Source organism: Pseudomonas agronomica (genome assembly GCF_025917275.1).
In the GTDB taxonomy this organism is placed as follows: domain Bacteria; phylum Pseudomonadota; class Gammaproteobacteria; order Pseudomonadales; family Pseudomonadaceae; genus Aquipseudomonas; species Aquipseudomonas agronomica.
The window spans coordinates 1-10814 of the sequence record NZ_JAOSHO010000152.1 but is presented as its reverse complement, the minus strand read 5'-3'; the positions used below and the strand labels follow the sequence as shown (position 1 = coordinate 10814).

Here is a 10814-nt window from a genome sequence, read left to right as displayed (position 1 = left end):
GGGTCAGTCGATGAAGATGTTGGATGTGCAGGCCTCTTCGCGAGCAGGCTCGCTCCCACAAAAGCTGCATTCACACCAAAGCAGCCCTCACCAAAGCAGCCCTCACCCCTAACCACCTTTCACACCAAGCCCCGCATTACCGATTCAATACAAGCCATCAACTCCCCACAATCGAACGGCTTTGGGAACACCGCCACCGGACCGCAAAACCCCGGCCTGGCCAGCGGCGGCACAGCGGGCAAACCCGTGATGAAGATAAGCGGGATCTCGATGCCACGGGCACAGAGCTCATCGCACAGTTGGATCCCGGTCATCCCAGGCATCTGAATGTCCGACAGCAAGCACGCCGTCTTTTCAAATCCAGCCGAAGACAAGAAATCGAGGGCGCTGGGGTACGTCTTGACGCGATAACCGTGGGAGCGCAGCAAGCCATCCAATGCAACTCGAACCGATTCATCGTCATCGATAACTGAAACACTTGCGGTGTCGGACATTTCGAAACCTGGCAGTAATGTCAGGTGGCCATGAAGGCGACCTAGTCACTGCACGATACGCTGTCCAAAAGCCGCGGCTAGTATACGTGGGTATGAACTTTTCAACGGTCGTGGCCTGGTTCCAGGGCCTGGGCCATGCGCACAAGGTCGGCAAATGAACGCGCGCCCATTTTGCGCATGGCCTGGCCACGGTGGATCTTGACGGTGATCTCGCTCAAGCCGATCTGCCCGGCGATCTGCTTGTTCATCAGCCCCGACGCGGCCAGTTGCATCACCTGGCGTTCCCGGGCGGTGAGGTTGGCATGGCGTTCATGGAGCGCTTGCTGGCTGCGCTCGGTTTCGCGGCGCAGCCGGTCACGTTGATGGGCGAGGGACACCGCATCGATCAGGTCCTGTTCGCGAAACGGCTTGGTCAGGAAGTCCACCGCGCCGGCCTTCATCGCCCGTACCGTCATGGCGATGTCGCCATAGCCGGTCATGAATACGATCGGCAAATGAATGTCGGCGCTCGCCAACTGTTGCTGGAAATCCAGCCCGCTGGTGCCGCGCAGGCGCACGTCGAGCAACAGGCAACTGGGTGTGTCGGGACGGGGATGGCCCATGAACTCCGCCACCGAGTCGAACAGCTCGACACGAAGGCCAATGGAACGCAGCAGGCTGCGAAGGGCTTCGCGCAGCGAGGCATCGTCATCGACGACGTAGACGATGGGTTCAAGGGCGAGGGCAGGGCGGGTGGCGTGGCTTGGGTTCATGGGCGGCGTCCGTGACAGGTCAGGCATTGGAAATCAATGGCAGCGAAAACATGAAGGAAGTGCCTCCGCCCGCCTCGCTGGTGGCCCAGATCCTGCCGTCATGAAAATCGATGATGGAGCGGCAGATGGACAGGCCGATGCCCAAGCCGTTTGCCTTGGTGGTGAAAAACGGATTGAACAGTGACGGCAGGGCCTCGGCGGTAATGCCGATGCCTTGGTCCGCCACTTCCAGCAGCACCTCGGCCCCTTGGGTCCAGGTGCGCACATAAAGGATTCGCTCCCGCACCTGGATCGTTTCCATGGCGTGGCACGCATTGCTGATCAGGTTGATGATCACCTGCTGCAACTGCACCCGGTCAGCGCTGACCGGGCTGGGCGTCGTCGCCAGATCCACCTTCACGCTGACTTTGTGCTGGGCCAACTGGTGGCGCACCAGGTCCAGCGATTCCCTGACGATCGGCTCCAGGCACTCGGGCCGGCGCAGGGGATCGCATTTGCGTGCCATCGCCCGGGTGCGATTGATGACCTCGCTGGCGCGGCAGGCGTTGGCGACGATCCGGTCCAGCGAGTCGAGGGCTTCCTTGAGGTCGGGCACCGGGCGCTCCAGCCAGCGGCGACAGGCCTCGCCGCTGCTGGTAATGGCCGTCAGCGGCTGGTTCACTTCGTGGGCGATGGAGGCAGCCATTTCGCCCAGGGACGTCAGGCGGGTGGCGTGCGCCAATTGGGCCTGGGCCTCGATCAGGTACGCCTGGTGGTGCCGCAGGCTGTCCGAGGCCTGCTTGCTGCGCAGCGCCAGGAACGCGATGGCCGACAACGCCGTCAGGCAGCGAAAGAACCCCGTGGTTGAATCCCAGCGATGATAGCCGCCGTTGTACAGGAACATCGCCGTCAGCAGGAACATGCACAGCAGGGCGACGGTGATCACCAGGTTGATGGAGAACAGATTCGCCGCCATCAGCAGCAAAGTGATGTAGAGCAGTGTCGGTGCCAGGTCGGAATGGGTTTCGGAGTTGATGATGACAATCCCGCAGGCCACCACCAGGCCGACTGCCCAGCCCAGGGCATTGACCAGTGGGTGGGTACTGATGCCCATCGAGGGCCTCGACGCCCTCGGGCAAGGGTTGTGCCGCAGGCTTTGGTAGACGTTCTTGAACATCACGGCGGGTGTGGGCACGCTGCAGGCCTTTTGTCTGGCTGATCCAACCCCCGGCGACGGAGGAAACAGGGGCATCGGTCCGGATCTTAAAAGTTGCCCTCGGCCTGGGGTAGGACATAAAACCCTGAAATCCTGCCAACCCTGGCAGTCATCCCGGCATACCCAGGTATCGATGACTCGACCCAAAGCGTGGGTGGAGCGTCCTCCGGTACAAGAGACGCGCACCAGGCCTTGGCATAACCTTCAAGCACTGCGCCGCCGTCGGCCCCGCAAGACGTTCCGGGCGCGACTTTCCTTGAATCATTGGCCCTGTGCCTGGAATGGCTACCATGATGAACAGAAATGACCTGCGTCGTGCTGACATCAATCTGCTGGTTGTCTTCGAAACCATGATGCACGAGCGAAACGTCACTCGGGTGAGTGAGAAGCTGTTCCTCGGTCAACCGACCATCAGTGCCGCCCTGGCGCGTTTGCGCCTGATGTTCGACGACCCCTTGTTCATCCGCGCGGGCCGGTTCATGGAGCCGACCTCGCGAGCAGAGGAAATCTTTTCCAACCTGTCCCCGGCGCTGGACGGCATCGCCGCTGCCTTGAGTCGCTGCCAGGCGTTCGACCCCGCCACCAGCGACGCCACGTTCTACATCGGCCTGTCCGATGACGTCGAATACGCCTTGCTCCCGGACCTGTTGCATCGCCTGCGCATCGAGGCACCCGGCACGACGCTGGTGGTGCGCCGTGCCGATCAATGGCAGATGTGCCAATTGCTGGCGTGCGGCGAGATTACCCTCGGGATCAGCCACACCCTGGAGTTGCCGGCCAATGCCCGGCGCAAGGTGTTGCGGCCGATCCGGCCCATGCTGTTGCGGGCCGATTCGCTAGCCGGCGAATTATCCTTGGATGAGTTCTGCCGCCGGCCCCACGCGGTGGTTTCGTCCATGGGGCATGTGATCGATGATTCGGACCGGGCGTTGAGCCTGGCGGGCCGGCAGCGGCGGGTGGTGCTGACGGTGCCACAGTTCAGCGCGTTGCCGAGGTTGCTGGCCGGCAGCGACATGATCGCCATCGTGCCCGACTATGTCGCCCAGGCCATGGCGATGGCGACGGGCTTGCGGGCGGAGGCGGCGCCACTCCTGCTGCCGGAACATGAACTGACGATGGTCTGGCGCGGCACTTCCCATAACGATCCAGGGGAGCGTTGGTTGCGCTCCCGGTGCTGCGCGTTTCTTGCCGAGGTGTCCGATTCACGCCCTCAAGCTCGACGCGTGGCGTAAAGGGACAGCGCCGCTCGCCTCAACGGGAAAAACGGTTACGGTACTCGCGGGGGGAAATCGACAGGTGACGCTGGAAGGTATGGCGCATCCGTTCTTCATCACCAAAGCCGCAGGTACGGGCGATCTGGTCAATGTTGCGCTCGGAGTCCTCCAGCATTCTTCGCGCAGCTTCCAGGCGAAACATCTCGACGGCCTTGGCCGGCGTTCGCCCGGTCTGGCGCTTGTAGACCCGGGCAAAGTTGCGCGGGCTCATGCGCGCCTGCCGGGCTAGTCGCTCGATGGTCAGGTCGGCCTCGTCCAGGTGATCGGCGAGCCAACCGTGCAACTCATCGAACCCGGCGCTGTCCTGGGTCTGCGCCAGCAGCAACTGGCTGAACTGCGCTTGCCCACCGGGTCGCTTGAGAAACACCACCAGTTCCCGCGCCACTTGCAGCGCGACGTCGCGGCCGCAGTCGGCTTCGACCAACGCCAAGGCCATGTCGATACCGGCGCTTACGCCCGCCGACGTCCAGACCGTGTCCTGCTGGATGAAAATCGCGTCGAGGTCGACTTCGATCAAGGGGAAGCCGCTCTTGAGCATTTCGCACATGGCCCAGTGCGTGGCGGCGCGGCGGCCGTCCAGCAAGCCGGCCTGGGCCATCAGGAAGGTCCCGCTGCACACCGATGCCGTGCGCCGGGCCTTGGTCGAGGCCGCGCGCAGCCAGTCCACCAGTTCGACACAATCAATCATCGCCTGACGGATGTCCGGGGCGCCCGGCACGATCAGCGTGTCGACGCTGACGTCGTCGAATTCGCGCAAGGAAGAGGTGGCCACTACCAGGCCTTCGGCGGTGGGCATCAGCCCGCCGTCCAGGCTCGCGGTGTGCATCCGGTAGCCGGGCAGGCCGCGTTCAGCCATGGCTTTGGTGGCCGCCCAGAAAACCGTCTGGGCGCCAGTCAGGTCGAGTAGGCCCATCTGCGGGTAGGCGAGGAAGACCAGCGCGCGCGGTTGGGACATCGACTCGGCGGCGATGCGAATGTCGTGGGTCATCTCGTTCATGGTCGCGTCGGCTCGGTTCTGGCGCAGTAGAGGGGGGCGGGGCGCATCGCGGCGCCACGTGCCTCTGGCTGATTAATCCTCCACCTGCCTGTTGTCAAGTGGGTCGCACTGTATCCGCAGGTGATATGCATATGCGATACAGGTATTTAAATTTTGTTTTTTATAGCTTTACAGTCGGCGCCTGACTTCATTCACAAGAGGCCACGGCCATGGCGTTCAAGCGTCCCGTATTACTTGTTTCCTTGGCGGCAAGCTTGCTGACGGGGCCGTTGGCCCATGCGGAAGGCAAGATCAGCATCGCCCAGCAGTTCGGCATCGGTTATTTGATCCTCGACGTCGTGCGCGACCAGCAGCTCATCGAGAAGCACGGCAAGGCCCAGGGCATTGATATCCAGGTGGACTGGAACAGCATCTCCGGTGCGACCGCCATGAACGAGGCCCTGCTCACCGGCGCCCTCGACGTGGTGTCGGCGGGGGTGCCGCCGATGCTGACGATCTGGGATCGGACCCGGGGCAAGCAGAACGTCAAGGCCATCGCCTCGCTGGGCTCGATGCCCAACTACCTGCTGACCAACAACCCGGCGATCAAGACGCTCAAGGACTTCACCGACAAGGATCGGATCGCGGTGCCGGCGGCCGGGGTCGGGTTCCAATCGCGCACGTTGCAGATCGAGACGGCCAAGGTGTTCGGCAACGACCACTACAAGAAATTCGACGACATCTCGGTCAGCCTCCCGCACCCGGACGCCACGGCGGCTCTGATCGCGGGCCAGTCGGAAATCAACTCGCACTTCTCCAGTCCGCCGTTCCAGTACCAGGCGCTGCAGAGCCCCAACGTGCACAAAGTCCTCAGCTCCTATGACGTGCTCGGCGGACCGGCGACGTTCAACGTGCTCTACACCACGGAAAAATTCCACGACGAAAATCCGAAGACCTACAAGGCGTTCTACGACGCGCTTGTCGAAGCACAAACCCTCATCAAGGCTGACAAGGCCGCTGCCGCCCAGACTTACATCCGGGTGGAGCAATCCAAGCTGCCGCTGCCCCTGGTCGAAAGCATCGTCAACGACCCGGAAATCGACTTCACCGTCGTGCCGCAACGCACCTACATCTATGCCGAGAAACTGCAGGAATTGGGGGTGTTGAAAAACAAGGCCGGCAGTTGGAAGGACTATTTCTTCGAAGAGGCCCACGGCGGCGCCGGCAGTTGACTAGCCGTTTTCGGCACAATCGCGCGAGCGGCCTGCGGGACGGAATGGAACTTGCCTGACCTTCGATCATGAACCCTGGAAATCTCGAAGGTCGGGTTAATGAACGACGATATGGCGAATGCACTGCCGACGCAGCCGATCAATCGGTTCCGCACTGGCGACATCGACGAACACGCGCGGAACATGGGCGGATGGCAGGTCAGCTACGACCAGTTGACGCCGGGACACTTCGAGGGCGAACTGATCGAGTTTCGCTCGGAGTGGATGCAGTTGGTGCGCGACCGCTCTAATCAGGCCATGACCAAGCGTGGCATGGCGTGGGAGGGTGCGATCACTTTCAGCGTGCCGCTGAGCGCAGACGGTCCGGTGTTTTGTTCCGGACACCCGATTGTCGAGCCCAGCCTGATGGTCGCGCGTGGGCGGAACTTGCCGGACCTGCGTACGCCGCAGCATCTGGACCTGCTCGGTGTCGCGGTCGAGGAGCAGGCGTTGGAGCACCTACTGGAACGCCAGGGCAGCGCCTTTCGAATTACCGATCTTCCCAAGTGTTACCGCCTCGGCGATTCAACCTTGCCCGCTGAACTGGCGGCCTTGTTCGATGAGCTGGAAGGGGGCGGGCAGGGACGTGCGTCATTGTTGGGCCACGAGTCGATCCGCCGTGGCCTGCGCGACACGGTGATGCTGCATTTCCTTGAGCTGGTGGCGCCGGACGAGGCACCGCCGCTCCCTCCGACCGCCCGCAAGCGCATGGTCGACCGGGCCCGGGAATATGCCCTGGCCCATGTCGACGAGCCGCTGTCGATCCTGGACCTGTGCAACCACATCGGTGCCAGCCGCCGCAAATTGCAGTACTGCTTCCAGGAAACCCTCGGCATCAACCCGGTGGCCTATTTGCGTGCGCTGCGCCTCAACGCCGTGCGCCGGGAACTGCGCCTCGGCACCCAAGGCGTGCAAGAAGTGGCGGCGCGCTGGGGTTTCTGGCACCTGAGCCGATTCGCCAGTGACTATCGGACCTTGTTTGGCGAAACCCCTTCGCAAACCCTGCGTCGCACGCATCTGTGCTGAAAACGGATAACGGCTGGCGCACCCGCTCCCTAGGATGACCCCAACACCACACAGATGGGATGGGGCATTCGATGAATCAGAAAAAAAACAACAATCTGCGGCGCCTTGCGTGGTTCGCCGTGGGGCTGATCGGCGCCAGCGCCGTGGCCAACGGCACCGAAAACGGCGCGCCGACCACCGCGATCGGGGTCTACGATTTCGGCGCTGGCATGATGCCGCCCGCCACCCCCTTCGGGACTGTCGGGCTGCGCACGGCGTTCTATTCGGCCAACGTGCGAAAGGATCGCCACGGCCGTGCAGAGGACAACAACCTTTCCCTCGACGTGCTGTCCATCGCCGCCGCGTACCTGCACATGACCGATTACACCGTGCTTGGCGCCCAGTACGGGTATGGCGCGGTGGTGCCGTTCTTCAAGATGGACGCGTCGATGCGGGTGCAGACCCCGGTCGGTCCGCTGGACCTGGAGGCCGATCCGTTTCGCCTTGCCGACGTCCAGGTATTGCCGGTGATCCTGCAATGGACGCTGTCGCCAAACCTGTTCGTCAACGCCCAACTCCAGATCCAGGCGCCGACCGGTGACTACGACGAAGATCGGCTGATTTCACCGGGTCTCAATCACTGGACGTTCTCACCGATTCTCAATGCGACCTACCTCTCTGACACGGGCTTCGAGGTGTCTTCCAGTTTCGAAGTCGACGTCAACACGCGCAACCACGCGACCGACTACAAGAACGGCGTCGAGTATCGCCACGAATTCGCCGTGGGCCAGCATGTCGGCCCCTGGACGTTGGGTGTGGGTGGCTATTACTACCGTCAGTTCACCGACGACGATGCCCCGGGGCTTGAGGCAGGCAATCGGGCACGGGTGATGGCGGCAGGTCCTGCGGTGGGCTATTTCAAGCCGGGCATGCCGCCGGTCTGGCTGCATGTCTACAAGGAGTTCGATGCGCGAAACCGCGCCGAAGGCTATACCACCGCGCTGCGCATTTCCCACAGTTTCTAAGGGGCTCGCCATGAAGCAATCAAGTTCCGTTTCAACGGCTGCGCCGCGCCAGGCGGTTGGCCGGCGTGAAGGGTGGGTGCTGATGTTGGGCAGCAGCCTGACGATCATGGGCTCGGTGATGGTCGCGCCGATTCTTCCCCGCCTGGGCGCCGAGTTCGGCTCCCTGGAACCGCGTGCCGATCTGCTGGTGCCGTTGGCGATCACCGGGCCGGCACTGGCGATTGCCCTTTGCGCGCCGCTGGCGGGCTGGTTGGCCGACCGGATCGGGCGCAAGGCGCTGCTGGTGATCGCCACGCTGCTCTACGCTTTGCTCGGCGCGTTGCCGGCGCTGCTCGACAACCTGCAGGGCATTGTCATCGCGCGCCTGCTGTTTGGCTGTGCCGAGGCCGCGGTGATGACCTGTTGCGCGACGTTGATTGCCGACTATTGGCACGGCGAGGAACGTTTGCGCTACGTCAACCGGCAGGTGGTGACCATCGGGCTTGTCGGGGCGCTGTTTTTTGTCGTCGGCGGGGCAATGGGGGAGCACTCCTGGCGTTCGCCGTTTCTCCTGTATCTGCTGCCGTTGCTGTTGGTGCCCGCCATGATGAAAAACCTGTGGGAGCCACCCGTGACGAGGCGGCAGGTGACTGAGCCGCAGGCTGATGATTCAGCGCCGGCCAAGGTCGCGATCCTGCAGTTGCTGGTGGGCTACTTGATGATCGTGGGGGGCATGGTCCTGACGTTTGTGATGCCGATCCAGGCACCGACGCTGCTGGTCGGCCTGGGCGTGACGTCCAGCACGATGATCGGGCTATCGGCGGGCTTGAGCCTGCTGGCGACCCTCGGTGGATCCTTGAGCTGGCCGTTGCTGCGTCGCCGCTTCGGAATCGCCGGTTGCAACGCGTTGCTATTGGCGCTGATGGGGCTCGGCCTCTGCCTGTTGGCGCAAGCGCAAAGCTACAACGCCGTGCTGCTGGCGGTATTCATCCAAGGCCTGGGAGCCGGGCTGCTGGTGCCCAACGTGATGGCGCCGGTCATGAATGCGCTGACCACCCGCACCCGCGGCCGTGGCCTGGGTGGGTTCACTTCGTTCCTCTATCTCGGCCAGTTCATCAGTCCGTTGGTGGTGGCATTCGTCGGTGCCTTTGCCAGTGATTTGCGTCAATCGATCCAATGGCTGGCCTTCGCCGGTCTTGCCGTTGCGCTGCTGTGGGTGGCGGTCGGCTTGCGCGCGCGGGGCAATGGCCAGGCGCGCATCGCCCAATCTCGTCAATCGTCCTGAAGCAAGGAAACTGAAACATGAGCCTGCAAGACATTCACTCATTGATGGACATCGAAGATGCGACCGGGTTGGCCGAGTGGGTCAGGCGCGGTGAGGTCCAGCCAGGCGAACTGCTGGAAACCGCCATCGAACGCCTGGAACGGGTCGAGCCGCAACTCAACGCCGTGGCCGAGCGACTGTACGATTCGGCGCGGGAGGCAACGCGTTCGCCTGAGGCCGGGCAAGGGTTGTTCGCTGGCGTGCCGACGTTGATCAAGGATCTGTTTTCGCCGGTCCAGGGCGCGGCGATGACCAACGGTTCCCGTTCGCTGGGGGACTGTCGCGCGGATTTTGAATCGGAAGTGGTGACGCGGTTGAGGCGGGCCGGCTGCCAGGTGATGGGCACCAGCACATCGCCGGAGTTCGGCACCTCCTATTCCACCGAATCCGTGCGTTTCGGCGCCACGCGCAACCCGTGGAATATCGAGCGCAGCGCCGGCGGCTCCAGCGGTGGTGCGGCCGCGCTGGTGGCGGCCAGGGTGGTGCCATTCGCCCATGGTAACGATGGCGGCGGTTCGTTGCGGGTGCCGGCGTCCTGTTGTGGCGTGTTCGGGTTCAAGCCCAGCCGTGGACTGCTGCCCTCGGGGCCGATGATTGGCGAGGGCTGGGCGGGCATGGGCACGCCCCACGCCATCACCCTGTCGGTGCGTGACAGCGCCGCGCTGCTGGACGCCACCGCCGGAATCGACCTGGGCGCGCCTTATGCCGCACCGGTCCAGGCGCTGGCGTACGTGACGGCAGTGCAGGGTGATCCGAAGCCGCTGCGCATCGCCCTGGTCGAGCACGTCGGCCCCTGGGCCACGTCCGCGCCGAGCCTGCAGGCACTGGGCGAGGCCGCCCGATTGTGTGAAAGCCTGGGGCACCGCGTCGAGCCGGTGAACTTGCCCGTGGTATTGCCGGAGTTCCTCGACCAGGTCTTCACCATTATTGGCGCAAGCACCCGGCATTACGTCGATTTGCTGGGCCAGATGCGTGGGACTGCGGTGCAGGCGGAGGAACTGGAAGTGCGCACCCGCATCATCCTGCGGGACAAGGGCAACGTCAGTGGCGCGCAGTACGCCGGTGCGGTGGAGTGGATCCATGCCTTGGGGCGCCGGTTGGCGGTGTTCATGCAGGACTACGATGTGATTCTCAGCCCGGTCCTGACCCGTGAACCGGTGCCGATTGGTGAGCTGGACCTGCAAGACGTCTGCATGAGCCTTGAGCAGCTCATCGAGCGCTTCCACAGTTATTCGCCATTCACCGCGCTGTTCAATGCCAGCGGCCAACCGGCGATGTCGGTACCGCTTTCCTGGAGCGCCAACGGCCTGCCGATAGGGGCACATTTCGCCGGCCGGTTCGGCGAGGAAAGCACCTTGCTCGCCTTGGCCGCGCAACTGGAAAGGGCCAAGCCTTGGCGGGAGCGGGTGCCTGCGGTCAACGCCCGCCGCAAATAACGATCCGCGCATACCCTGTGGGAGCGAGCTTGCTCGCGATGGCGTCATCATCCTCAACACAATGGCTGATTGACCGTCCGCCT

The 10814-nt window shown here is 63.3% G+C and carries 10 protein-coding genes; 6 read left to right on the top strand and 4 right to left on the bottom strand.

Annotation, left to right across the window (positions count from 1 at the left end; translation table 11 throughout):
• Positions 1–119: 119 nt before the first annotated feature.
• From OC610_RS13230 to OC610_RS13220, 3 genes are all read right to left on the bottom strand, one after another.
• Positions 120–494 (bottom strand): response regulator transcription factor, encoded by a 375-nt coding sequence (locus OC610_RS13230; RefSeq protein WP_264428233.1) that lies wholly within the window; start codon positions 492–494, stop codon positions 120–122.
• Positions 495–595: 101 nt separating this feature from the next.
• Positions 596–1246: a response regulator transcription factor gene (locus tag OC610_RS13225; protein ID WP_264428232.1), complete on the bottom strand. Its 651-nt coding sequence runs from the start codon at positions 1244–1246 to the stop codon at positions 596–598.
• Between the two features lie 19 nt (positions 1247–1265).
• A complete protein-coding gene (locus OC610_RS13220) occupies positions 1266–2339 on the bottom strand; it encodes a sensor histidine kinase (RefSeq protein WP_264428235.1) in 1074 nt (357 codons plus the stop codon).
• Between the two features lie 392 nt (positions 2340–2731).
• Here OC610_RS13220 and OC610_RS13215 point away from each other — a divergent pair, with 392 nt between their 5' ends.
• A complete protein-coding gene (locus tag OC610_RS13215) occupies positions 2732–3673 on the top strand; it encodes a LysR family transcriptional regulator (protein ID WP_269807984.1) in 942 nt (313 codons plus the stop codon).
• Positions 3674–3692: 19 nt separating this feature from the next.
• On the opposite strand, the gene OC610_RS13210 is transcribed toward OC610_RS13215, so the two are convergent.
• Positions 3693–4712 carry a GlxA family transcriptional regulator gene (locus tag OC610_RS13210; RefSeq protein ID WP_264428231.1) on the bottom strand — a complete coding sequence of 340 codons (1020 nt, stop codon included), beginning with the start codon at positions 4710–4712 and terminating at the stop codon, positions 3693–3695.
• A gap of 209 nt (positions 4713–4921) precedes the next feature.
• On the opposite strand from OC610_RS13210, the gene OC610_RS13205 reads away from it, so the two are divergent.
• From OC610_RS13205 to OC610_RS13185, 5 genes are all read left to right on the top strand, one after another.
• On the top strand, positions 4922–5923 hold the full coding sequence (locus OC610_RS13205) for an ABC transporter substrate-binding protein (protein WP_264428230.1): 1002 nt from the start codon (positions 4922–4924) through the stop codon (positions 5921–5923).
• 99 nt (positions 5924–6022) lie between these two features.
• Positions 6023–6988, top strand: a complete 966-nt coding sequence (locus OC610_RS13200; RefSeq protein ID WP_258647157.1) for a helix-turn-helix domain-containing protein — start codon at positions 6023–6025, stop codon at positions 6986–6988.
• Between the two features lie 71 nt (positions 6989–7059).
• Positions 7060–7992 carry a SphA family protein gene (locus OC610_RS13195; RefSeq protein ID WP_264428229.1) on the top strand — a complete coding sequence of 311 codons (933 nt, stop codon included), beginning with the start codon at positions 7060–7062 and terminating at the stop codon, positions 7990–7992.
• Positions 7993–8002: 10 nt separating this feature from the next.
• Positions 8003–9256: an MFS transporter gene (locus OC610_RS13190; RefSeq protein WP_264428228.1), complete on the top strand. Its 1254-nt coding sequence runs from the start codon at positions 8003–8005 to the stop codon at positions 9254–9256.
• 17 nt (positions 9257–9273) lie between these two features.
• Entirely contained in the window at positions 9274–10731 is a 1458-nt protein-coding gene (locus tag OC610_RS13185; RefSeq protein WP_264428227.1) for an amidase, read from the top strand.
• Positions 10732–10814 lie beyond the last annotated feature (83 nt).